The organism is Streptomyces sp. Tek67B01, assembly GCF_055231995.1.
In genome coordinates this window covers 2,079,321-2,103,681 of record NZ_JBUYUY010000001.1, presented here as the reverse complement: position 1 = coordinate 2,103,681, position 24,361 = coordinate 2,079,321, and the positions used below count along the sequence as shown (strand labels likewise).

The following is a 24,361-nucleotide window of genomic DNA, read 5'->3' as shown; positions in this document are numbered from 1 at the left end:
TGAGCAGGCAGTAGCACCCATGCGCGCGAAGATCACGTACTTCCTCACGGCCGCCGTCCTGGTCGTCTACTTCGTCCTGGTCGGCAGCCGGGGCCTGATGCTGATCGGGCAGGGCACCTGGCTGACCGTCACCTTCGGGGTGGCGGTCCTGGTCCTGCCCGTCATCGGGATCTGGTTCCTGTGGATGAACACCCGGTTCGTCACCAAGGCCAACCGGCTCGCCGCCGAGCTGGAGGCCGAGGGCGCCCTGCCCGTCGACGAGCTGGAACGCGACCAGTACGGCCGAATCCTGCGGGACTCCGCCGACGAGGTCTTCGCGCGCCGCAAGGCCGAGACCGAGGACGCGCCGGGCGACTGGCGCAGCTGGTTCCGCCTCGCCGTCGCCTACCACGACGCCCGCGACACCCCGCGGGCGCGCAAGGCCATGCAGCGGGCGATCGCCCTGCACGACAAGAAGCCCGTACAGGTCTGAACGACTCCTGTACGGGCTTCTCGGCCGCGGCCGACCCCGGACGGGCACGGCGCGGGGCAACGTCAGACGGGCACGGCGCGGGGCAACGTCAGACGGGCACGGCCCGATATTCGTCGGCCCAGGCCCCGACCACGTCGGCGGCCCGCTCGAAGGCCTCGCCGCGCGCCAGGAAATCGGCGTCGTGGTCGGTGAGCAGCACGGGGAGCGCCGTGCCCTCGCCCTGCGCGGAGACGGTCAGCGCCTGGCCCTGTACGGTCCGCGGCAGTCCGAGCCAGCGCACCGGCTGTTGGACCGTCACGATCCCGTCGACCGCGCTCCACGGGATCGAGCGCGTCCGGAAGAAGGCCACGTGGCGCAGACCCGTACGGCTCACCCAGACGCCCCGCAGCAGTAGACGCAGTGTCGCGCCCAGCACCGTGAGCGCGGCGGCCAGACACACGACGGCGCCGCCCCACGCCCCCGCGAAGGCGATGATCATCGTGGCGAGGAGCATGAAGGCGGTCAGCAGGAGCAGCAGCGCCGCGATCGCCACCCGGCAGGGCCCGGGTCGGTAGGGCCGGCGCCATCGGTCGTGGTCGTCGTGGGGGAGGGCTTCGTCTTCGTGCTCGTCGGCTACGCCGTCGGCCGTCAAGAAGGGCAGGGGCACGGCTGGACCTCACTCACATGCACGTTCGGTTGGGCTGTGTCCGTGAGGCTACCGCCCCTCGGAGGCCTGCGACTGCTGTGACTTCTCGGGAGCCATGTGCGGCTGCAGAGCCGGCATGCCGAAGAGCAACGAGCCTACGAGCCCGGCCACCACGGTCAGTCCGACCAGCGTACGGGCGGCGAGCTGAGTCTTGCTCAGACTCTCGCGCGGCGGCGGAGTGACGTTGCTGCGAAAACGCTCGGCCTCGGCGACGAAGGTGAAAGGGACGGGTTCGCGCCGGAGGAACATGAAGGCGACTCTCCTTGTGTTCGGGGCCCCGGGGGCCGGGTGGACGGTCCTTCTCCCAGTAGGACGCGCGAACACCCCGATAGGTGCCGGATTTCGGACATCCTTCCGGTTCGTTCGGCGGAGCGTCAGACGTTCGTGAGCGGCCCGCGGCACCCAGGCCCGGGAGGGGAGCGTCGCCCGGCGCCGTAGAGTGGGCGCGGCCCCAGGTGCGACCCGTTTGGAAGGACCCCAGTGAGCGATACCGCCGCTTCAGACCTGAAACCCAGCTTCCGCAGTGATGTGACGGTGGAGCTGGTGAAGCACTCCGCCGCCGACTCCGACGTCCTGTGGGCCGCCCGTGTCTCCACGGCCGGCGAGCAATCGCTGGAGGAGCTGCAGAAGGACCCGGAGCGCTCCAAGGGCCTGATCAACTATCTGATGCGCGACCGCCACGGCAGTCCCTTCGAGCACAACTCGATGACCTTCTTCATCAGCGCCCCGATCTTCGTGTTCCGCGAGTTCATGCGCCACCGCGTCGGCTGGTCCTACAACGAGGAATCCGGCCGCTACAGGGAGCTGCAGCCGGTCTTCTACGTCCCCGACGCCGAGCGCAAGCTCGTCCAGCAAGGGCGCCCCGGCAAGTACGTGTTCGTGGAGGGCACGGAGGCGCAGCAGGAGCTGACCGGCCGCGTCATGGAGGACTCGTACCGCCAGGCCTACGAGGCGTACCAGGAGATGCTCGCGGCGGGCGTGGCCCGCGAGGTTGCCCGTTCGGTCCTGCCGGTCGGACTTTTCTCCTCGATGTACGCCACCTGCAACGCGCGCTCGCTCATGCACTTCCTCGGTCTGCGCACCCAGCACGAGCTGGCGGCCACCCCGTCCTTCCCGCAGCGGGAGATCGAGATGGTCGGCGAGAAGATGGAGCAGCACTGGGCGGGGCTCATGCCGCTCACCTACGCCGCCTTCAACGCGAACGGCCGCGTCGCTCCGTAAGGCCGCAAACGGCCGGTCGCGCACGGATGTCCGAAGGCAAGTCCCAAGTGTCCGTATTGCGGCGTTTCGGAAAGTTCATCTAGGCTGATCAAACGGACCCGGCACTGCTTGAACCCCCGAGCAGGCAGTGCCGGGCTCCAACAATCCGGCGGTCACACTCCGCAGTCATACGGGGGAGCCACACCTCGTTGACGTCCCCCTAAGGGACACCCTGGGCGTGGCAGCGAGTAGCGTGTTACCCATGGCTCCGATCTCGACTCCGCAGACCCCCTTCGGGCGGGTCCTCACCGCCATGATCACGCCGTTCACGGCGGATGGCGCACTCGACCTCGACGGCGCGCAGCAGCTCGCCGTCCACCTGGTGGACGCAGGCAACGACGGCCTGATCGTCAACGGCACCACCGGTGAGTCGCCGACCACCACCGACGCGGAGAAAAACGACCTCGTACGAGCCGTACTCGAAGCGGTCGGGGACCGCGCCCACGTGGTCGCCGGCATCGGCACCAACGACACCCGTCACACCCTGGAGCTCGCCCGCCAGGCCGAGCGCACCGGCGCCCACGGCCTGCTCGCGGTCACCCCGTACTACAGCAAGCCGCCGCAGGAAGGCCTCTTCCGGCACTTCACGGCGATCGCCGACGCCACCGAGCTGCCGGTCATGCTCTACGACATCCCGGGCCGCAGCGGTGTCCCGATCGACACCGAAACCCTCGTACGGCTGGCCGAGCACCCCCGTATCGTCGCCAACAAGGACGCCAAGGGAGACCTCGGCCGCGCCAGCTGGGCCATCGCGCAGAGCGGCCTGGCCTGGTACTCCGGCGACGACATGCTGAACCTGCCGCTCCTGTCGGTCGGCGCGGTCGGTTTCGTCTCGGTGGTCAGCCACGTGGTCACCCCGGAACTGCGCGCGCTGCTCGAAGCCCATTTGGGCGGCGACGTCCAGAAGGCCGCCGAGATCCACCAGAAGCTGCTTCCCGTGTTCACCGGCATGTTCCGCACCCAGGGTGTGATCACCACCAAGGGCGCGCTGAACCTCCAGGGACTGCCCGCGGGCCCACTGCGGCTCCCGCTGGTCGAGCTGACCGCCGAAGAGACGGCCCAGCTCAAGATCGATCTTGCCGCCGGCGGGGTACAGCTCTGACAACGGACTTCACAACTGAACAAGCACGACCGGTACGACCAACACAACTGAACAAGCAAGATCACAACAGACAAGAGCAAGTGCACGAATGACATGCGCGCCATGTGCCTTCGAGGTATGTGGCGTGCGTGGTGAGGAGAAACTTTTGAGCCATCCGCATCCTGAACTCGGCCCGCCCCCGAAGCTTCCCAAGGGCGGCCTCCGGGTCACCCCCCTGGGCGGTCTCGGTGAGATCGGCCGCAACATGACCGTCTTCGAGTTCGACGGCCGCCTCCTGATCGTCGACTGCGGCGTTCTCTTCCCCGAGGAGGAGCAGCCGGGCATCGACCTGATCCTTCCGGACTTCTCGTCCATCCGGGACCGGCTCGACGACATCGAGGGCATCGTCCTCACGCACGGCCACGAGGACCACATCGGCGCAGTCCCCTACCTCCTCCGGGAGAAGCCGGACATCCCGCTGATCGGCTCCAAGCTGACGCTGGCCCTCATCGAGGCGAAGCTCCAGGAGCACCGGATCCGCCCCTACACCCTTGAGGTGAAGGAAGGCGAACGGGAGGCCCTCGGCCCCTTCGACTGCGAGTTCATCGCCGTCAACCACTCCATCCCGGACGCCCTGGCCGTGGCCATCCGGACCCCCGCCGGCCTGGTCGTGGCCACCGGCGACTTCAAGATGGACCAGCTCCCGCTGGACAGCCGGCTCACCGACCTCCACGCCTTCGCGCGGCTGAGCGAGGAAGGCATCGACCTCCTGCTCTCCGACTCGACGAACGCCGAGGTCCCGGGCTTCGTGCCGCCGGAGCGGGAGATCTCCAACGTCCTGCGCACGGTCTTCGCCAACGCCCACAGCCGGATCATCGTGGCGAGCTTCGCAAGCCACGTGCACCGCATCCAGCAGATCCTCGACGCCGCCCACGAGTACGGCCGCCGGGTCGCCTTCGTCGGCCGCTCCATGGTCCGCAACATGGGCATCGCCCGTGATCTGGGCTACCTGCGGGTTCCGGCCGGTCTCGTCGTGGACGTGAAGACCCTCGACGACCTGCCGGCCCACGAGGTCGTCCTGGTCTGCACCGGCTCCCAGGGCGAGCCGATGGCCGCCCTGTCCCGGATGGCCAACCGCGACCACCAGATCCGGATCGTCCCCGGCGACACCGTGATCCTCGCGTCGTCCTTGATCCCCGGCAACGAGAACGCGGTCTACCGCGTGATCAACGGCCTGACCCGCTGGGGTGCCAACGTGGTGCACAAGGGCAACGCCAAGGTGCACGTCTCCGGCCACGCCTCCGCGGGCGAGCTGCTGTACTTCTACAACATCTGCAAGCCGCGGAACCTGATGCCGGTCCACGGCGAATGGCGCCACCTGCGCGCCAACGCCGAGCTGGGCGCCCTCACGGGTGTACCGAAGGACCGGATCGTGATCGCCGAGGACGGTGTGGTCGTCGACCTGATCGACGGCAAGGCGCGCATCTCCGGCAAGGTCCAGGCCGGCTACGTGTACGTCGACGGCCTGTCGGTCGGCGATGTCACGGAGGCGTCCCTCAAGGACCGCCGCATCCTCGGTGACGAGGGCATCATCTCGGTCTACGTCGTGGTCGACAGCACATCCGGCAAGGTCGTGACCGGCCCGAACATCCAGGCCCGCGGCTCGGGCATCGACGACGGAGCGTTCGGCTCGGTCGCCCTCAAGATCGAGGAAGCCATCGCGCGCGCCGCCGCCGACGGCGTCGCCGAACCGCACCAGATCCAGCAGCTCATCCGTCGCACGATGGGCAAGTGGGTCTCGGACGGCTACCGCCGCCGCCCGATGATCCTCCCGGTCGTCGTCGAGGTCTGACCCTCGACGCAGCGACCCAACAGGAGCGGGCTCCCCTCGATTTGCACCGAGGGGGCCCGCTCCAGTACGTTTACGTCTCCACCTCGCACGACGCCCCGACACACACGTGTGCCCGGACGGAGTCCGCGAGGAGGGTGGGAAACAGACCCGGGGAGACCTGATAAAGTCTGGCCCACCCGAAAGGGAATGGCCCTCCGACGGCCACAGAATTCAAATCCGATTCCGGAAACGGCGCGGAAATGGTCTGGTAAGGTTGGAATCGCCGGAAAGGGAAACGCGAAAGCGAAGAACTGGAAAGCGAACCCCGCTTCGACCGGGAATCGGACACGAGAGAGTCTGATAGAGTCGGAAACGCAAGAACAAGACGAAGAACAAAGGAAGCGCCCGGAGGAAAACCCGCGAGGGTGAGTACGAAGGAAGCGTCCGTTCCTTGAGAACTCAACAGCGTGCCAAAAATCAACGCCAGAAGTTGATACCCCGTCCATTTCGGTGGATGAGGTTCCTTTGAAAAAGTCCTGGCCCCGATTCGTTGGGGGCAGGCAATGAACACAGCGAGGACGTTGTGGTCGACCGGTCTTATTCCGACCTTGGTTGACCCGCTCTAAGTGTGTGTTTCACCCGATTACGGGTAAACATTCATGGAGAGTTTGATCCTGGCTCAGGACGAACGCTGGCGGCGTGCTTAACACATGCAAGTCGAACGATGAAGCCCTTCGGGGTGGATTAGTGGCGAACGGGTGAGTAACACGTGGGCAATCTGCCCTTCACTCTGGGACAAGCCCTGGAAACGGGGTCTAATACCGGATAATACTCCTGCCTGCATGGGCGGGGGTTGAAAGCTCCGGCGGTGAAGGATGAGCCCGCGGCCTATCAGCTTGTTGGTGGGGTAATGGCCCACCAAGGCGACGACGGGTAGCCGGCCTGAGAGGGCGACCGGCCACACTGGGACTGAGACACGGCCCAGACTCCTACGGGAGGCAGCAGTGGGGAATATTGCACAATGGGCGAAAGCCTGATGCAGCGACGCCGCGTGAGGGATGACGGCCTTCGGGTTGTAAACCTCTTTCAGCAGGGAAGAAGCGAAAGTGACGGTACCTGCAGAAGAAGCGCCGGCTAACTACGTGCCAGCAGCCGCGGTAATACGTAGGGCGCAAGCGTTGTCCGGAATTATTGGGCGTAAAGAGCTCGTAGGCGGCTTGTCACGTCGGATGTGAAAGCCCGAGGCTTAACCTCGGGTCTGCATTCGATACGGGCTAGCTAGAGTGTGGTAGGGGAGATCGGAATTCCTGGTGTAGCGGTGAAATGCGCAGATATCAGGAGGAACACCGGTGGCGAAGGCGGATCTCTGGGCCATTACTGACGCTGAGGAGCGAAAGCGTGGGGAGCGAACAGGATTAGATACCCTGGTAGTCCACGCCGTAAACGTTGGGAACTAGGTGTTGGCGACATTCCACGTCGTCGGTGCCGCAGCTAACGCATTAAGTTCCCCGCCTGGGGAGTACGGCCGCAAGGCTAAAACTCAAAGGAATTGACGGGGGCCCGCACAAGCAGCGGAGCATGTGGCTTAATTCGACGCAACGCGAAGAACCTTACCAAGGCTTGACATATACCGGAAAGCATTAGAGATAGTGCCCCCCTTGTGGTCGGTATACAGGTGGTGCATGGCTGTCGTCAGCTCGTGTCGTGAGATGTTGGGTTAAGTCCCGCAACGAGCGCAACCCTTGTCCTGTGTTGCCAGCATGCCCTTCGGGGTGATGGGGACTCACAGGAGACCGCCGGGGTCAACTCGGAGGAAGGTGGGGACGACGTCAAGTCATCATGCCCCTTATGTCTTGGGCTGCACACGTGCTACAATGGCCGGTACAATGAGCTGCGATACCGTGAGGTGGAGCGAATCTCAAAAAGCCGGTCTCAGTTCGGATTGGGGTCTGCAACTCGACCCCATGAAGTCGGAGTTGCTAGTAATCGCAGATCAGCATTGCTGCGGTGAATACGTTCCCGGGCCTTGTACACACCGCCCGTCACGTCACGAAAGTCGGTAACACCCGAAGCCGGTGGCCCAACCCGTAAGGGAGGGAGCTGTCGAAGGTGGGACTGGCGATTGGGACGAAGTCGTAACAAGGTAGCCGTACCGGAAGGTGCGGCTGGATCACCTCCTTTCTAAGGAGCACAGTACCGATTGCAGACAAATGTTCTGCACGGTCAGCTCATGGGTGGAACGTTGATTAGTTGGCACCGGATGGTCTGATGGTTCTCGAGTACTGCTTCGGCGTGGAAAGAGGAGACGGAAGGTCTTCGGTGCTTGGCACGTTGTTGGGTGTCTGAGGGTACGGCCGTATGGCTGTCCTTCTGCGATGCCGGCCCCAGTGAACTTGTGCTTCGGTGCAGGGTGATGGGTGGCTGGTCGTTGCTTGAGAACTACACAGTGGACGCGAGCATCTGTGGCCAAGTTTTTAAGGGCGCACGGTGGATGCCTTGGCACCAGGAACCGATGAAGGACGTGAGAGGCCGCGATAGGCCCCGGGGAGCTGCCAACTGAGCTTTGATCCGGGGGTGTCCGAATGGGGAAACCCGGCAGTCGTCATGGGCTGTCACCCACTGCTGAACACATAGGCAGTGTGGAGGGAACGAGGGGAAGTGAAACATCTCAGTACCCTCAGGAAGAGAAAACAACCGTGATTCCGGGAGTAGTGGCGAGCGAAACCGGATGAGGCCAAACCGTATGCGTGTGATACCCGGCAGGGGTTGCGCATGCGGGGTTGTGGGAATTCTTTTGATCGGTCTGCCGGCCGGTCGGCGAGTCAGAAACCGTTGATGTAGTCGAAGGACATGCGAAAGGTCCGGCGTAGAGGGTAAGACCCCCGTAGACGAAACATCAGCGGCTTGCTTAAGAATCTCCCAAGTAGCACGGGGCCCGAGAAATCCCGTGTGAATCTGGCGGGACCACCCGCTAAGCCTAAATATTCCCTGGTGACCGATAGCGGATAGTACCGTGAGGGAATGGTGAAAAGTACCGCGGGAGCGGAGTGAAATAGTACCTGAAACCGTGTGCCTACAAGCCGTGGGAGCGTCGCCGTTGTTCTTCGGAACAACGGTCGTGACTGCGTGCCTTTTGAAGAATGAGCCTGCGAGTTAGCGGTGTGTAGCGAGGTTAACCCGTGTGGGGAAGCCGTAGCGAAAGCGAGTCCGAATAGGGCGATTGAGTTGCACGCTCTAGACCCGAAGCGGAGTGATCTAGCCATGGGCAGGTTGAAGCGGAGGTAAGACTTCGTGGAGGACCGAACCCACCAGGGTTGAAAACCTGGGGGATGACCTGTGGTTAGGGGTGAAAGGCCAATCAAACTCCGTGATAGCTGGTTCTCCCCGAAATGCATTTAGGTGCAGCGTCGTGTGTTTCTTGCCGGAGGTAGAGCACTGGATAGGCGATGGGCCCTACCGGGTTACTGACCTTAGCCAAACTCCGAATGCCGGTAAGTGAGAGCACGGCAGTGAGACTGTGGGGGATAAGCTCCATGGTCGAGAGGGAAACAGCCCAGAGCATCGACTAAGGCCCCCAAGCGTACGCTAAGTGGGAAAGGATGTGGAGTCGCAGAGACAACCAGGAGGTTGGCTTAGAAGCAGCCACCCTTGAAAGAGTGCGTAATAGCTCACTGGTCAAGTGATTCCGCGCCGACAATGTAGCGGGGCTCAAGCGTACCGCCGAAGTCGTGTCATTGCAGCAATAAGCCCCAACGGGTGTTGTGATGGGTAGGGGAGCGTCGTGTGCCGGGTGAAGCAGCAGCGGAAGCTAGTTGTGGACGGTTCACGAGTGAGAATGCAGGCATGAGTAGCGATACACACGTGAGAAACGTGTGCGCCGATTGACTAAGGGTTCCTGGGTCAAGCTGATCTGCCCAGGGTAAGTCGGGACCTAAGGCGAGGCCGACAGGCGTAGTCGATGGACAACCGGTTGATATTCCGGTACCCGCTTTGAAACGCCCAATATCGAATCAGGCGATGCTAAGTCCGTGAAGCCGTTCCGGACCCTTCGGGGAAAGGAAAGTGGTGGAGCCGACGAACCAGACTTGTAGTAGGTAAGCGATGGGGTGACGCAGGAAGGTAGTCCAGCCCGGGCGGTGGTTGTCCCGGGGTAAGGGTGTAGGCCGAGGGGTAGGCAAATCCGTCCCTCATTAAGGCTGAGACCTGATGCCGAGCCGATTGTGGTGAAGTGGATGATCCTATGCTGTCGAGAAAAGCCTCTAGCGAGTTTCATGGCGGCCCGTACCCTAAACCGACTCAGGTGGTCAGGTAGAGAATACCGAGGCGTTCGGGTGAACTATGGTTAAGGAACTCGGCAAAATGCCCCCGTAACTTCGGGAGAAGGGGGGCCATCACTGGTGAAGGAACTTGCTTCCTGAGCTGGGGGTGGCCGCAGAGACCAGCGAGAAGCGACTGTTTACTAAAAACACAGGTCCGTGCGAAGCCGTAAGGCGATGTATACGGACTGACGCCTGCCCGGTGCTGGAACGTTAAGGGGACCGGTTAGTGCGCTTTCGGGCGTGCGAAGCTGAGAACTTAAGCGCCAGTAAACGGCGGTGGTAACTATAACCATCCTAAGGTAGCGAAATTCCTTGTCGGGTAAGTTCCGACCTGCACGAATGGCGTAACGACTTCTCGACTGTCTCAACCATAGGCCCGGTGAAATTGCACTACGAGTAAAGATGCTCGTTTCGCGCAGCAGGACGGAAAGACCCCGGGACCTTTACTACAGTTTGATATTGGTGTTCGGTTCGGCTTGTGTAGGATAGGTGGGAGACTTTGAAGCCGTGACGCCAGTCATGGTGGAGTCGCCGTTGAAATACCACTCTGGTCGTGCTGGATGTCTAACCTCGGTCCGTGATCCGGATCAGGGACAGTGTCTGATGGGTAGTTTAACTGGGGCGGTTGCCTCCCAAAGGGTAACGGAGGCGCCCAAAGGTTCCCTCAGCCTGGTTGGCAATCAGGTGTTGAGTGTAAGTGCACAAGGGAGCTTGACTGTGAGACCGACGGGTCGAGCAGGGACGAAAGTCGGGACTAGTGATCCGGCGGTGGCTTGTGGAAGCGCCGTCGCTCAACGGATAAAAGGTACCCCGGGGATAACAGGCTGATCTTCCCCAAGAGTCCATATCGACGGGATGGTTTGGCACCTCGATGTCGGCTCGTCGCATCCTGGGGCTGGAGTCGGTCCCAAGGGTTGGGCTGTTCGCCCATTAAAGCGGTACGCGAGCTGGGTTTAGAACGTCGTGAGACAGTTCGGTCCCTATCCGCTGTGCGCGTAGGAATATTGAGAAGGGCTGTCCCTAGTACGAGAGGACCGGGACGGACGAACCTCTGGTGTGCCAGTTGTCCTGCCAAGGGCATGGCTGGTTGGCTACGTTCGGGAGGGATAACCGCTGAAAGCATCTAAGCGGGAAGCCTGCTTCGAGATGAGTATTCCCACCTCCTTGAGAGGGTAAGGCTCCCAGTAGACGACTGGGTTGATAGGCCAGATGTGGAAGCCCGGTAACGGGTGGAGCTGACTGGTACTAATAGGCCGAGGGCTTGTCCTCAGTTGCTCGCGTCCACTGTGTTAGTTCTGAAGTAACGACCGTGTTTTCATCCGGTTGGATATCTTCATAGTGTTTCGGTGGTCATAGCGTTAGGGAAACGCCCGGTTACATTCCGAACCCGGAAGCTAAGCCTTTCAGCGCCGATGGTACTGCAGGGGGGACCCTGTGGGAGAGTAGGACGCCGCCGAACAACCCGCCCTTTTAGCTCAGTCGGTAGAGCGTCTCCATGGTAAGGAGAAGGTCAACGGTTCGATTCCGTTAAAGGGCTCAACAGAAAAGGCCCCCGCCATTTGGCGGGGGCCTTTTTGCGTTGCGGGTTGTACCGGCCCTGGTTAAGGTGGTTTTGAAGGGCAAGACAGGTACGACCGGCGGCTTTGACGTGTCCTGGGGGCCGTCCGGCCTGCCTGGGAGGCGTGATGACCTTTCCCCCCGACGCGGCGGCACCGCGGCACACGCAGAGCGACCCGGAAGACGTCCTCAAACAAGTCGGAGCGTCGTGGCGCTGGGCGCTGGGCTTCGCCCTCGCGACCCTGATCCCGGGCATTCTGGTCCTGGTATGGCCCGATGAGACGCTGCACATCCTGGCCGTCATCATCGGTCTCCAACTCCTCGCGGCAGGAGTCTTCCGCTTCGTCACGGCCTTTTCGCACAGCCAGGACGGTGGTGGCCGGCTGGCCGGCGTGCTGGTCGCGTTGCTGGCTTTGCTGGCGGGCGTTCTAGTACTGCGGCATCCGATGCAGACGATCGGTGCGCTGTCCCTGATCCTCGGAGTGTTCTGGCTGCTGACCGGAGTGCTCACGGCGTACGTCGCCATCGCCGACCGGGGCCTCGCCCACCGGGGCCTGCTCTTCGGCCTGGGCGCCCTCGGCACCGTCGCCGGCATCGTCGTGCTCTGCTTCCCGGTCGACTCCGCGGTCGCCCTCACCCGACTGCTGGGGCTGTGGCTCGTCCTGCTCGGCGTCTTCGAAGTGGTGATGGCCTTCGCCCTGCGGTCCGCCACCCGCGGCATCAGATCCGCGCCCCGGCGTGAACCCCCGACGTGAACCCCCGGCCGCGCGTGGCTAGGCGCCCTCGCGTGGCTGGGGTACGCGGAAGGCGAGGATCGCCATGTCGTCGGAGGCGGGCTCGGCCGCGAAGCGTTCCACCGCGCGCAGGATACGGGCGGCTACGGCGCCGGCGGTGAGGCCCGTACAGGTGGTGAGGACTTCCGCGAGGCCGTCGTCGCCGAGCATGCGGGTGCCCTCGCGGCGTTCGGTCACACCGTCCGTGACGCAGAGCAGGACGTCGCCCGGGTCCAAAGTGAGAGTCTGCTCGTAGAGTTCGAGGTCGTCCATCACACCGAGCAGCGGCTGGGGTTCCGCGGCGGGGATCACCTCGCCGTCCGGGCGCAGGCGCAGCGGGAGCGGGTGGCCTGCGCAGACGACCTTCATCAGGGCGCCGCCGTCCGCCTGGGGGTGGAGCTCTCCGTAGAGGAGGGTGAGGAAGCGGCTGCGGGCGCCCTCGTCGAGGATCGCGGCGTTGAGTCGCTCCAGTACGGCCGGGCCGCCCAGTCCCTCGCGGGCCAGCAGGCGCAGGGCGTGCCGGGCGAGGCCGGTTACGGCGGCCGCCTCGGGCCCGGTACCGCAGACGTCGCCGATGGCGAAGCCGTACACGCCGGGGCGGATGGGGAAGACGTCGTAGAAGTCGCCGCCCACCTCGTTGCCCTCGCCGGCCGCGCGGTAGATGACCTCGACCTCCATGCCGGGGATGGCGGGGGAGCCGGGCGGGAGGAGGCTGCGCTGGAGGGAGCGGCTGATGGCGGTGCGCTCGGAGTAGAGGCGCGCGTTGTCGAGGGCCAGGGCCGCCCGGCGGGAGAGGTCGTCGGCGAGTTCGAGGATCTCCTGGCGGAAGTGTTCCTCGGACGGTTTGCCCAACGTGAGCATGCCGATGACGCGGTTGCGGGCCAGGAGGGGGAGGACGACGGTCTCACCGCCGACGGCGCGGGTGGACTCCGGCCAGGGGCGGGCGCCCGCCTCGCGGAGCGGCTCGGGCGGGCTGACCTGTGAGAGCAGGGCCTTGAGACCGTCGATGCGCTCCTCGTCCTCGTGCAGCACGTAGGAGAGGTACGGGTCCGAGGTCTGGTCGGCGATGGTGTAGACCGCGCACCAGGTGGCCAGGGTCGGGACGGTCATCTGCGCCATCAGGGCCAGGGTCTGGTCCCGGTCGAGGGTGCCGGCGAGCAGGTCGGAGGCTTCGACGAGGAAGGAGAGCGAGCCGCGGCGCAGGCGTTCCAACTCGCCGAGGCGGGCGGATTCGACGGCGAGTGCGATCCGGTCTGCGGCGAACTGCAGGCGCAGGGCGTCCTCGTTGGAGTAGCGGCCCGGGTTCTCGCTGGAGACGCCGAGGGAGCCGGTGAGGCGGCCCTCCACCTTGAGGGGGACGGTGACCACGGAGCGCATGCCGGTGGACTCCAGGAGCGGGACGGCTCCGGGGACGGCGATGAGGTCGTCGTGGACGGCGGGCATGCGGGCGGAGCCGTACCGGCTCGTGCCCGCTTCGACGGGGACGCGGGCGAAGCGCTGGCGGGTGGAGGGCAGTCCGGTGGTGGCGCGGACCTCGAGTTCGGTCTCGTCGTCGGTGGCGAGCAGCAGGAAGGCGGCGTCGGCGTCGAGCATGTCGCGGGCCCGCTCGACGGTGCGCTGGAGCAGTCCGTCCAGGTCGTCGGGGGCGGGGGAGCCGATGAACACCTCGAAGGGGTCCACGGGGCGGGCGTCGGTGAGCTGTCCGGCGTCGCTGGAGGGGATGCGCGCGGGGGTCTGGAGGAGGGCGCGCTCGTCGTCGTGGACCAGGAGGCACACGATGGACGGCTCGCCGTGGGCATCGCGTACCCGCAGGTGCGAGGCGTAAACCGGGATGACGCGGCCGTCGGCGCCGCGGATGCCGTAGCTGCCCTCCCAGCGGGACAGCCGGAGGGCCTCGGCGATGCCGGTGCCGGTGCCGGGGGTCTGGGGCCAGGCGGCGAGTTCGGCGAGCGGACGGCCGAGGACCTTGCGGGCGGCGTGGCCGAAGATGTGCTCGGCGTCCTCGTTCCAGGCGGAGACGGCGTCGGAGGCGTCGATCTGGATGACGGCGACGCGCACCCGGCTGTCGGCGAGAGGGAGCAGCTGGTCGGGGACGACCGGTCCGGCCGAGCGGGTACCGACCGGACGGTCCGGCAGGTCGAGGCGGAACCACACGTGTTTGTGCGTGCCGGTGTACTCGACTCCCCAGCGGGTGGCGAGCGCGGCGCAGAGCATGAGTCCGCGGCCGTTCTCGCGGTCGGGGTCGGCGTAGGGGCGTTCGCCGGGGGGCTGGAGCGGGAGCTCGCGTTCCGGGTACCGGTCGGCGACCTCGACGCGTACGCCGCCCTCGGTGCGCAGGCACAGCACTTCGGCCTGGGTTCCGGCGTGTACCACGGCGTTGGTGACGAGCTCGCTGGTGAGCACGACGGCGTCGTCGACGATGTCCGCGAAGCCCCAGCCCTGGAGGGTGTCGCGGACGAACGCGCGGGCCCCGGCGACAGAGCGCCCTAGGGGATCGAAACTGGCAGCCGCCCGTGCCGTGATCACAAGTCTCCTTCGACGCGGTGGGACATTCGGGTGCCAGGTTACTTACCTTCACCGCCCGCATGGTGCCGTCGTCCGGGATTCCACCCGGGGAGTGCGGCCGGTGTGCAATGGTGCCGAAGTGTTATGGCCGGGTTCGGCCAGGGTGAAACACTGGGCAGGATGGTCTAGCCGGGCGTTTGACTCGCCGGGTTTCGGTGGAACAGTGGTCGACCCTTTCGGGAGGGACACGGTGGAGTCTGGCGCAGCGGTGCGGCGTACGGGAACGCGCCCGAAGGGGGGTCGTTCCCGGCGCGGCGGTACGACGGAGGTCGATACCGCCGCTCTGAACCGTCTGCTCACGGCCCTGGTGTCGATGCGGGACGGCAATTTCCGCAAGCGGCTGACGGTGTCCGGCGAGGGCGTGATGGCGGAGATCGCCGCCGTCTACAACGAGGTCGCCGACCGTAACCTCCACCTGACGGGGGAGCTGTCGCGGGTGCGGCGGATGGTGGGCCGCGAGGGGAAGCTGAGCGAACGGCTGGAAACAGGCGCCTGTGAGGGCTCGTGGGCGGCCGCGATCGATGCCTCGAACCAACTCGTGGACGATCTCGCCCGGCCGGTGTCCGAGGTGGGCCGGGTGCTGTCGGCGGTCGCCGAGGGCGACCTGGACCAGCGGATGGACCTGCGGACGCAGACGGCCGACGGGTCCGGGCATCCGCTGCGCGGGGAGTTCCTCAAGGTCGGCCGGACCGTCAACAACCTGGTCGACCAGCTGTCGGCGTTCACCGACGAGGTGACGCGGGTGGCGCTGGAGGTGGGCACCGAGGGGAAGCTCGGTGGCCAGGCCCAGGTGCGGGGCATGTCCGGGTCCTGGAAGGATCTGACCGATTCCGTCAACACGATGGCGTACCGGCTCACCGCCCAGGTGCGTGACATCGCGCTGGTGACGACGGCGGTGGCGAAGGGCGATCTCTCGCGCAAGGTCACGGTGCACGTGGCCGGTGAGATGCTGCAACTCAAGAACACCGTGAACACGATGGTGGACCAGCTGTCCTCCTTCTCCTCCGAGGTGACGAGGGTCGCCCGTGAGGTGGGTACGGAAGGTGAGCTGGGCGGCCAGGCGAAGGTGCCCGGGGTCGCCGGCGTGTGGAAGGACCTGACCGACTCCGTCAACACCATGGCCGGGAACCTGACGGCGCAGGTGCGGGGGATCGCGCAGGTCACGACGGCCGTCGCCAACGGTGACCTGTCGCAGAAGGTACGGGTCAGCGCGCGCGGCGAGGTCGCGCAGTTGGCCGAGACGATCAACCAGATGACGGAGACCCTGCGGACCTTCGCGGACGAGGTCACGCGCGTCGCCAGCGAGGTCGGGGCCAAGGGCCTGCTGGGCGGTCAGGCCCAGGTGCCGGGCGCCGCCGGTACGTGGAAGGACCTCACCGATTCGGTGAACACGGTCTTCCGGAACCTGACGACGCAGGTGCGGGACATCGCGCAGGTGACGACGGCGGTGGCCAACGGCGACCTGTCGCAGAAGGTCACGGTCGATGTGGCCGGCGAGATGCTGGAGCTCAAGAACACCGTCAACACGATGGTCGACCAGCTCCAGTCCTTCGGTGCCGAGGTGACCCGCGTGGCCCGTGAGGTCGGTGTTGAGGGTGAGCTGGGCGGTCAGGCCCAGGTGCCCGGGGCCGCCGGTACGTGGAAGGACCTCACCGATTCGGTGAACACCGCCTTCCGCAACCTGACCGGTCAGGTTCGCAACATCGCGCAGGTGACGACGGCGGTGGCCAACGGTGACCTGTCGCAGAAGGTCACGGTGGACGTCTCCGGTGAGATGCTCCAGCTGAAGAACACCGTGAACACGATGGTGGACCAGCTGTCCTCCTTCGCGGACCAGGTCACGCGGATGGCGCGGGACGTGGGCACGGAGGGCCGCCTGGGCGGTCAGGCCCGGGTGGAGGGGGTGTCCGGCACCTGGAAGGAACTGACCGACTCGGTCAACTTCATGGCCGGGAACCTGACCTCGCAGGTGCGCCAGATCGCGCAGGTGACGACGGCGGTGGCGCGCGGTGACCTGTCGCAGAAGATCGACGTGGACGCCCGGGGCGAGATCCTGGAGCTGAAGAACACCATCAACACGATGGTCGACCAGCTCTCGGCCTTCGCCGAGCAGGTGACCCGCGTCGCCCGCGACGTGGGTACCGAGGGGCGTCTGGGCGGTCAGGCGCAGGTGCCCGGGGTGGCCGGCGTATGGCGTGACCTGACGGACTCCGTCAACGGCATGGCCGGGAACCTGACCTCGCAGGTCCGCAACATCGCGCAGGTCGCGACGGCGGTGGCGCGCGGTGACCTGTCGCAGAAGATCGACGTGGACGCCCGGGGCGAGATCCTGGAGCTGAAGAACACCCTGAACACGATGGTCGACCAGTTGTCGAACTTCGCCGAGCAGGTGACCCGGGTGGCCCGTGAGGTGGGCACCGAGGGAATCCTGGGCGGTCAGGCGGAGGTCAAGGGCGTCTCCGGCACCTGGAAGGACCTCACGCAGTCCGTCAACTTCATGGCGAACAACCTGACCTCGCAGGTGCGCAACATCGCCGAGGTGACGACGGCGGTCGCCATGGGTGACCTGTCCAAGAAGATCACGGTCGACGCCAAGGGCGAGATCCTGGAACTGGTCACCACGGTCAACACGATGGTGGACCAGCTGTCGTCGTTCGCGGAGCAGGTGACCCGGGTCGCCCGCGAGGTGGGCTCCGAGGGCATCCTCGGCGGGCAGGCCCGGGTGCGGGGGGTCACGGGCATCTGGAAGGACCTCACCGACAACGTCAACCTGATGGCCAACAACCTGACCTCGCAGGTGCGCAACATCTCGCAGGTCTCGGCGGCCGTCGCCAACGGCGACCTGACGAAGAAGGTCACCGTCGAGGCGCGGGGCGAGGTCGCGCAGCTCGCCGACACCGTCAACACGATGGTGAAGACGCTGTCGTCCTTCGCGGACGAGGTCACGCGGGTGGCACGCGAGGTGGGTACGGAGGGCCGGCTGGGCGGTCAGGCGCACGTGCCGGGTGTGTCCGGTACGTGGAAGGACCTCACCGACTCGGTGAACTTCATGGCCTCCAACCTCACCGGTCAGGTGCGGCAGATCGCCATGGTCACGACCGCCATCGCCAAGGGCGATATGACCAAGAAGATCGACATCGACGCGCGCGGCGAGATCCTGGAGCTCAAGACCACCATCAACACGATGGTCGACCAACTGTCCTCGTTCGCGGACCAGGTGACCCGGGTGGCCCGCGAGGTGGGCACGGAGGGCATCCTGGGCGGCCAGGCCCGCGTCCGAGACGTCGACGGGACCTGGCGCGACCTGACCGAGTCCGTGAACGAGATGGCCGGGAACCTCACCCGGCAGGTGCGCGCGATCGCCGCGGTGGCCACCGCGGTGACCCGCGGGGACCTGAACCTCAAGATCGACGTGGACGCGGCGGGCGAGATCCAGGTCCTCCAGGACAACATCAACACGATGATCGCCAATCTGCGCGACACCACCTTGGCCAACAAGGAGCAGGACTGGCTCAAGGGCAACCTGGCCCGCATCTCCGCCCTGATGCAGGGTCGGCGGGAGCTGGACGACGTCGCGTCGCTGATCATGAGCGAGCTGACCCCGGTGGTCTCCGCGCAGCACGGCGCCTTCTTCCTCGCGCTGCCGACCGGCGGAAGCACCGAGATCGGGACGGACGGCGGCGCGGAAGGCTCGTACGAGCTGCGGATGCGCGGGAGCTACGCGTACGCGGGCGGACAGATGCCGATCTCCTTCCGGCCCGGCGAGGGGTTGATCGGGACGGTCGCCGAGGAGAAGCGCACGATCCTGGTGGAGAACACCCCGCCCGGTTACCTCAAGATCTCCTCGGGGCTCGGGGAGGCTCCTCCGGCGCATGTGATCGTGCTTCCGGTGCTGTTCGAGGGGAAGGTGCTCGGGGTCATCGAACTGGCCTCCTTCACCCCCTTCACGCAGATCCAGAAGGACTTCCTCAGCCAGATCGCCGAGATGATCGGTACGAGCGTCAACACCATCAGCGTCAACTCCAAGACGGAAGTGCTCCTCAAGCAGTCGCAGGAGATGACCGAGCAGTTGCGCGAGCGTTCCGACGAGCTGGAGAACAGGCAGAAGGCACTCCAGGCCGCCAACGCGGAGTTGGAGGAGAAGGCAGAGCTGCTGGCCCGTCAGAACCGCGACATCGAGGTCAAGAACACCGAGATCGAGGAGGCGCGGCAGGTCCTGGAGGAGCGTGCTGAGCAGCTCGCGGTGTCGATGCGGTACAAGTCCGAGTTCCTGGCCAACATGTCGCACGAGCTGCGCACCCCGCTCAACTCGCTGTTGATCCTGGCCAAGCTGTTGGCGGACAACGCGGACGGGAACCTGTCGCCGAAGCAGGTGGAGTTCGCCGAGACCATCCACGGGGCGGGCTCGGACCTGCTCCAGCTGATCAACGACATCCTCGACCTGTCGAAGGTCGAGGCGGGCAAGATGGACGTCTCGCCGACGCGGATCGCGTTGGTGCAGCTGGTGGACTACGTGGAGGCGACCTTCCGTCCGCTGACCGCGGAGAAGGGGCTGGACTTCTCGGTCCGGGTCTCCCCGGAGTTGCCGGCAACCCTGCACACCGACGAGCAGCGGTTGTTGCAGGTGCTGCGCAACCTGCTGTCGAACGCGGTGAAGTTCACCGACGGCGGCGCCGTGGAGCTTGTGATCCGCCCGGCCGGGGCCGACGTGCCCTCCGCGATCCGGGAACAGTTGTTGGAAGCGGGCTCGCTGCGGGACGCCGACGCCGACCTGATCGCGTTCTCCGTGACGGACACGGGGATCGGGATCGCGGCGAGCAAGATGCTGGTGATCTTCGAGGCCTTCAAGCAGGCCGACGGGACCACGAGCAGGAAGTACGGCGGTACCGGGCTGGGCCTGTCCATCAGCCGGGAGATCGCCCGGCTGCTCGGCGGGGAGATCCACGCGGCCAGCGAGCCCGGCCGGGGGTCGACCTTCACGCTGTACCTGCCGCTGCACCCGAGCGAGCTGCCGCCGCAGGGGTACGCCCCGCCGACGCCCGGCGGGGCGCGCGGCGAGTACCGCAGGCCGGCCGAGGAGGCACGGCCCGCGCCGTCGGTGACCCCGGCCGCGACCGTGCACGTACCGGCGGTCGAGCCGGGGGAGCGGCGTGCGGCGCTGCCCGCGGCCGGGGCCGACCGGGCCGCGCAGGGACAGGGCGGGCCGGCCGCGCTGTTCCGGCGGCGGCGCAAGTCGCTGAGCGACCTGGAGCCGCGCACGGCGGTGCCGGGGCAGCCCGACACAGCGGGCGCCGCGGACGGGTGGAGCGGTGAGCTGGAGGAACTCCCGGCGGTGCCGCGGACGTACGACTTCCACGGCGAGAAGGTGCTCATCGTCGACGACGACGTGCGCAACGTCTTCGCGTTGACCAGCGTGCTGGAGCAGCACGGACTGGCCGTGTTGTACGCGGAGAACGGGCGCGAGGGCATCGAGGTGCTCGAACAGCACGACGACGTGACGGTCGTCCTGATGGACATCATGATGCCGGAGATGGACGGGTACGCGACGACCTCGGCGATCCGGCGGATGCCCCAGTTCGCGGGACTGCCGATCATCGCGCTGACGGCGAAGGCGATGCAGGGGGACCGGGAGAAGGCGATCGATTCCGGTGCTTCCGACTATGTCACCAAGCCGGTGGAACCCGATTATCTGCTCTCCGTCATGGAACAGTGGATGCACGCGAAATGATCGAAGAGCGAGCGCGCTGATATCAATTGTTGACTCAGTGTGGCGGAAGCGGTGTGGAAGGGCGGGATACGGGGAACCTTCTGCTCTCCCACACCGTTTCTGCTTCGTGCACAGTGACATCCTGGTGACAGGGTGTGGCGATCTCGGGACTGGGGCTACGATGACCGGCACAAGGACGGACGGCGCAAGGATGCCGTCCTCTGGGGCGGGGCCCGGCGTACAGGCCGGTGCCAGGAGCCGGGGAGGCCCCATGCCGGGGCGAGGAGGACAGGGCATGGTGCAGAAGGCCAAGATCCTCCTGGTCGACGACAGGCCGGAGAATCTGCTGGCGCTGGAGGCCATCCTCTCCGCGCTCGATCAGACACTGGTCAGGGCGTCGTCGGGAGAGGAAGCGCTCAAGGCGCTGTTGACGGACGATTTCGCGGTCATCCTGCTGGATGTCCAGATGCCGGGCATGGACGGTTTCGAGACGGCCGCGCACATCAAGCGCCGCGAGCGGACCCGGGACATCCCGATCATCTTCCTGACCGCGATCAACCACGGTCCGCACCACACCTTCCGCGGTTACGCGGCGGGCGCGGTGGACTACATCTCGAAGCCGTTCGATCCCTGGGTGCTGCGCGCCAAGGTCTCGGTCTTCGTCGAGCTCTACACGAAGAACTGCCAGCTGCGCGAGCAGGCGTCGCTGCTGCGGCTCCAACTGGAGGGCGGCGGCTCGAACGGTGTGGACGCGGGCAAGGAGACGCCCGGGTTGCTGGCAGAGCTGTCCGCTCGACTCGCGGCCGTCGAGGAGCAGGCGGAGGCACTTACCAAGCAGCTAGGTGAGGAAGCGGCCGACGCGTCGGTCGTGGCGACCGCGGCCCACCTGGAGCGCAAGCTCACCGGCCTGCGCAGGGCGCTGGACGCGCTCGAACCCGGGGCCGCCGGCGGCGCGACCGTGCTGCCCCTCCAGGGTTGAGGCCCCCCGCGGGAGCGGTCCGGGCGTCCCACCGCTCGCTCATGAGGGTGTGTCAGGTCTGGCGGCCCGTCATGGCCGCCGTCGCGACACGAACGGGTGAAGGGGTGGTCACGCGTGTCCACCGGCGTGCGCACCGGTAACCTCGGGCGCATGGCCTCTCGTACGTCCGGCAAGGGTTCCCAGAGCGCGGCGGGCGCCGCGAAGAGCCGCACCGGCCGTACGACGGCGCCGGCGGGGAAAGCGGCTCCCGCGCGCAAGCCTCCGGCGAAGAAGGCCGCGGCGGCCCGGCGCGCCCCCGTCAAGAAGGTCGCCGCCAAGCCCGCGCCGTCCCCGACGGGGGGCGTGGTGCGGCTGGTGCGCCTGGTGTGGCTCGGCATCGCCCACGCCGTCGGCTCCGTCTTCCGCAGTGTCGGCCGGGGCGCCAAGAACCTCGACCCCGCCCACCGCAAGGACGGTCTCGCCCTGCTGCTGCTCGCCCTGGCGCTGATCGTCGCGGCCGGGACCTGGTCGAACCCCAGCGGGCCCGTGGGGGACCTGGTCACCATGCTGATCACCGGTGCGTTCGGGCGCCTCGACCTCCTCGTGCCGATACTGCTCGGCGTGATGGCGGTGCGCTTCATCCGCCACCCCGAGCAGACCGACGCCAACGGCCGGATCGGCATCGGCCTGTCCGCCCTGGTCATCGGGGTGCTGGGGCTCGTACACATCGCCTGCGGGGCGCCGGGTCGCGGCGAGGGCACCACCGCCATGCAGGACGCGGGCGGCCTCATCGGCTGGGCCGCCTCCAAGCCGCTGATCTTCACCATGGGCGCGCCACTGGCCGTACCGATGCTGGTCCTCCTCACTCTGTTCGGAGTGCTGGTGGTCACCGCGACGCCGGTCAACGCCATCCCGCAGCGGCTGCGCGGACTCGGCATCCGGCTCGGGCTGGTGCAGCCGAACGCCTACGACGAGGGCTTCGGGCAGCCGGCGGGCGCGGCCCCGCAGGACCGGCCGGCGGGCGCCGACCCGGTGCGCCGTAGGGCCGGGGTCGTGGACCCGGCGGGCGCCGCCGAGGAGGAGGCCTTGACGCGGCGGCGCAAGCCGCGTCCGAGCGCGACCCGGCCCGCGATGGACCGGGAGATGGACGCCGTCGACGTCGCGGCGGCGGCCGCCGCAGCGTTGGACGGGGTGGTCTACGGAGGTCTGCCGCCCTCCCCGGTGGTAGCCGACCTCACCCACGGGATCAGCGCCGAGCGCGGGCCCGGGGCGGTGGAGGTCACGACCCCGGTGCCGCCCGCGCGGGAGGAGCAGCCCGCCACGGCCCCGGGGCCCGCCGTCTCCGCGCCCGTGCCCGGGTCCGCCCGGCCCGCGGCGGGTCCGCACGACAGCACCGCAGCGGCCTCCGGCACCCTCTCCGTGCCCGACCTCACCAAGGCCCCCCCGCGCGCCGAACCGCTGCCGCCCCGCGCCGAGCAGCTCCAGCTGCGCGGGGACATCACGTACGCGCTGCCCTCCCTGGACCTGCTGGAGCGCGGTGGGCCCGGCAAGACCCGCAGCGCCGCCAACGACGCGGTGGTGGCCTCGCTGACGAACGTGTTCACCGAGTTCAAGGTCGACGCGAAGGTCACCGGCTTCACCCGCGGGCCGACGGTCACCCGCTACGAGGTCACCCTCGGCGCCGCCGTGAAGGTCGAGCGCATCACCGCCCTCGCCAAGAACATCGCGTACGCCGTCGCCTCGCCGGACGTGCGGATCATCAGCCCCATCCCGGGCAAGTCGGCGGTGGGCATCGAGATCCCGAACACCGACCGGGAGATGGTCAACCTCGGGGACGTCCTGCGCCTCGCGGACGCCGCCGAGGACGACCACCCGATGCTCGTGGCGCTCGGCAAGGACGTCGAGGGCGGCTACGTCATGGCCAACCTCGCGAAGATGCCGCACGTCCTGGTGGCCGGCGCCACCGGCTCCGGAAAGTCCTCCTGCATCAACTGCCTGATCACCTCGGTGATGGTCAGGGCCACACCGGAGGACGTGCGGATGGTCCTCGTCGACCCCAAGCGGGTCGAGCTGACGGCGTACGAGGGCATCCCGCACCTGATCACCCCGATCATCACCAACCCCAAGCGGGCCGCCGAGGCCCTCCAGTGGGTGGTGCGCGAGATGGACCTGCGCTACGACGACCTCGCCGCCTTCGGCTTCCGCCACATCGACGACTTCAACCAGGCGATCCGGGACGGCAAGATCACGCTGCCGCCGGGCAGCGAGCGGGAGCTCAGCCCGTACCCGTACCTGCTGGTGATCGTCGACGAGCTCGCCGACCTGATGATGGTGGCCCCGCGCGACGTCGAGGACTCGATCGTGCGCATCACCCAGTTGGCCCGCGCGGCCGGCATCCACCTGGTGCTCGCCACCCAGCGGCCCTCGGTGGACGTCGTCACCGGCCTGATCAAGGCGAACGTGCCCTCGCGGCTGGCGTTCGCCACCTCCTCGCTCGCCGACAGCCGGGTCATCCTCGACCAGCCCGGCGCGGAGAAGCTGATCGGCAAGGGTGACGGACTGTTCCTGCCGATGGGCGCCAACAAGCCGGTCCGCCTCCAGGGCGCGTTCGTCACCGAGGACGAGATCGCCGGGATCGTGAAGCACTGCAAGGACCAGATGGCGCCCGTCTTCCGCGACGACGTCACGGTCGGCCAGAAGCAGAAGAAGGAGATCGACGAGGAGATCGGCGACGACCTGGACCTGCTGTGCCAGGCGGCCGAACTCGTGGTCTCCACCCAGTTCGGCTCCACCTCGATGCTCCAGCGCAAGCTCCGCGTCGGCTTCGCGAAGGCCGGCCGACTCATGGACCTGATGGAATCGCGGGGCGTCGTGGGCCCGAGCGAAGGTTCGAAGGCGCGCGACGTCCTGGTCAAACCGGACGAGCTGGACGGGGTCCTGGCGGTCATCCGGGGGGACGACCAACCGTAAGGGTCCGGCGGGCAACCGTTTCCCCCGGTCGTGCGTCAAGTTGAGGGATACGGCTCACACCGCGCTCCGGCGCGGTGCCGTCGTACCGCCTCCGCACCACCCGGAGACCCGAACACCATTCGGATGGCCTAGGGACTCCACCCCTCCGGTTGCTCCACCCTTTCGTCACCCCCCTAGACTGGA

The 24,361-nt window shown here is 66.7% G+C and carries 11 protein-coding genes, 1 tRNA gene and 3 rRNA genes; 12 read left to right on the top strand and 3 right to left on the bottom strand.

The window, feature by feature from the left end:
- Positions 1–19: 19 nt before the first annotated feature.
- Positions 20–472, top strand: coding sequence for a hypothetical protein (locus tag ACV7NM_RS09260; protein WP_463409850.1), 453 nt, complete (start codon positions 20–22; stop codon positions 470–472).
- Positions 473–560: 88 nt separating this feature from the next.
- Here the strand turns inward: ACV7NM_RS09260 and ACV7NM_RS09255 are convergent, their stop codons facing one another.
- Entirely contained in the window at positions 561–1,118 is a 558-nt protein-coding gene (locus ACV7NM_RS09255; protein WP_463409849.1) for a hypothetical protein, read from the bottom strand.
- A gap of 48 nt (positions 1,119–1,166) precedes the next feature.
- On the bottom strand, positions 1,167–1,406 hold the full coding sequence (locus tag ACV7NM_RS09250; RefSeq protein WP_463409848.1) for a hypothetical protein: 240 nt from the start codon (positions 1,404–1,406) through the stop codon (positions 1,167–1,169).
- A 231-nt stretch (positions 1,407–1,637) separates the two neighbouring features.
- Here ACV7NM_RS09250 and thyX point away from each other — a divergent pair, with 231 nt between their 5' ends.
- The 8 genes from thyX to ACV7NM_RS09210 all read left to right on the top strand — a co-directional run bounded on the left by thyX (position 1,638) and on the right by ACV7NM_RS09210 (position 11,960).
- Positions 1,638–2,378 (top strand): FAD-dependent thymidylate synthase, encoded by a 741-nt coding sequence (gene thyX, locus ACV7NM_RS09245; protein WP_463409847.1) that lies wholly within the window; start codon positions 1,638–1,640, stop codon positions 2,376–2,378.
- A gap of 241 nt (positions 2,379–2,619) precedes the next feature.
- On the top strand, positions 2,620–3,519 hold the full coding sequence (gene dapA, locus ACV7NM_RS09240; protein WP_463409846.1) for a 4-hydroxy-tetrahydrodipicolinate synthase: 900 nt from the start codon (positions 2,620–2,622) through the stop codon (positions 3,517–3,519).
- A 145-nt stretch (positions 3,520–3,664) separates the two neighbouring features.
- Positions 3,665–5,350: a ribonuclease J gene (locus ACV7NM_RS09235; RefSeq protein WP_463409845.1), complete on the top strand. Its 1,686-nt coding sequence runs from the start codon at positions 3,665–3,667 to the stop codon at positions 5,348–5,350.
- Between the two features lie 635 nt (positions 5,351–5,985).
- A 16S ribosomal RNA gene (locus ACV7NM_RS09230) occupies positions 5,986–7,510 on the top strand.
- Between the two features lie 283 nt (positions 7,511–7,793).
- Positions 7,794–10,917 (top strand): 23S ribosomal RNA (locus ACV7NM_RS09225).
- Between the two features lie 73 nt (positions 10,918–10,990).
- Positions 10,991–11,107: ribosomal RNA gene (gene rrf / locus ACV7NM_RS09220) — 5S ribosomal RNA — on the top strand.
- The 16S, 23S and 5S rRNA genes sit together here with 1 tRNA gene alongside, the layout of an rRNA operon.
- Positions 11,108–11,112: 5 nt before the next feature.
- A tRNA-Thr gene (locus ACV7NM_RS09215) sits at positions 11,113–11,185 on the top strand.
- 148 nt (positions 11,186–11,333) lie between these two features.
- A complete protein-coding gene (locus ACV7NM_RS09210) occupies positions 11,334–11,960 on the top strand; it encodes an HdeD family acid-resistance protein (RefSeq protein ID WP_463409844.1) in 627 nt (208 codons plus the stop codon).
- 18 nt (positions 11,961–11,978) lie between these two features.
- On the opposite strand, the gene ACV7NM_RS09205 is transcribed toward ACV7NM_RS09210, so the two are convergent.
- Positions 11,979–14,504, bottom strand: a complete 2,526-nt coding sequence (locus ACV7NM_RS09205) for a SpoIIE family protein phosphatase (RefSeq protein ID WP_463409843.1) — start codon at positions 14,502–14,504, stop codon at positions 11,979–11,981.
- A gap of 229 nt (positions 14,505–14,733) precedes the next feature.
- On the opposite strand from ACV7NM_RS09205, the gene ACV7NM_RS09200 reads away from it, so the two are divergent.
- From ACV7NM_RS09200 to ACV7NM_RS09190, 3 genes are all read left to right on the top strand, one after another.
- Positions 14,734–20,271, top strand: coding sequence for a HAMP domain-containing protein (locus ACV7NM_RS09200; RefSeq protein WP_463409842.1), 5,538 nt, complete (start codon positions 14,734–14,736; stop codon positions 20,269–20,271).
- A gap of 274 nt (positions 20,272–20,545) precedes the next feature.
- Positions 20,546–21,229, top strand: coding sequence for a response regulator (locus ACV7NM_RS09195; RefSeq protein ID WP_463409841.1), 684 nt, complete (start codon positions 20,546–20,548; stop codon positions 21,227–21,229).
- Between the two features lie 150 nt (positions 21,230–21,379).
- On the top strand, positions 21,380–24,178 hold the full coding sequence (locus tag ACV7NM_RS09190; protein WP_463409840.1) for a DNA translocase FtsK: 2,799 nt from the start codon (positions 21,380–21,382) through the stop codon (positions 24,176–24,178).
- Positions 24,179–24,361 lie beyond the last annotated feature (183 nt).

Bases quoted from the DNA above. Each gene is read 5' to 3' on its own strand.
- ACV7NM_RS09260 (WP_463409850.1), top strand. From the start codon at position 20: ATGCGCGCGAAGATCACGTACTTCCTCACGGCCGCCGTCCTGGTCGTC.
- ACV7NM_RS09250 (WP_463409848.1), bottom strand. From the start codon at position 1,406: ATGTTCCTCCGGCGCGAACCCGTCCCTTTCACCTTCGTCGCCGAGGCC.
- dapA (WP_463409846.1), top strand. From the start codon at position 2,620: ATGGCTCCGATCTCGACTCCGCAGACCCCCTTCGGGCGGGTCCTCACC.
- ACV7NM_RS09210 (WP_463409844.1), top strand. From the start codon at position 11,334: ATGACCTTTCCCCCCGACGCGGCGGCACCGCGGCACACGCAGAGCGAC.
- ACV7NM_RS09195 (WP_463409841.1), top strand. From the start codon at position 20,546: ATGGTGCAGAAGGCCAAGATCCTCCTGGTCGACGACAGGCCGGAGAAT.
- ACV7NM_RS09190 (WP_463409840.1), top strand. From the start codon at position 21,380: ATGGCCTCTCGTACGTCCGGCAAGGGTTCCCAGAGCGCGGCGGGCGCC.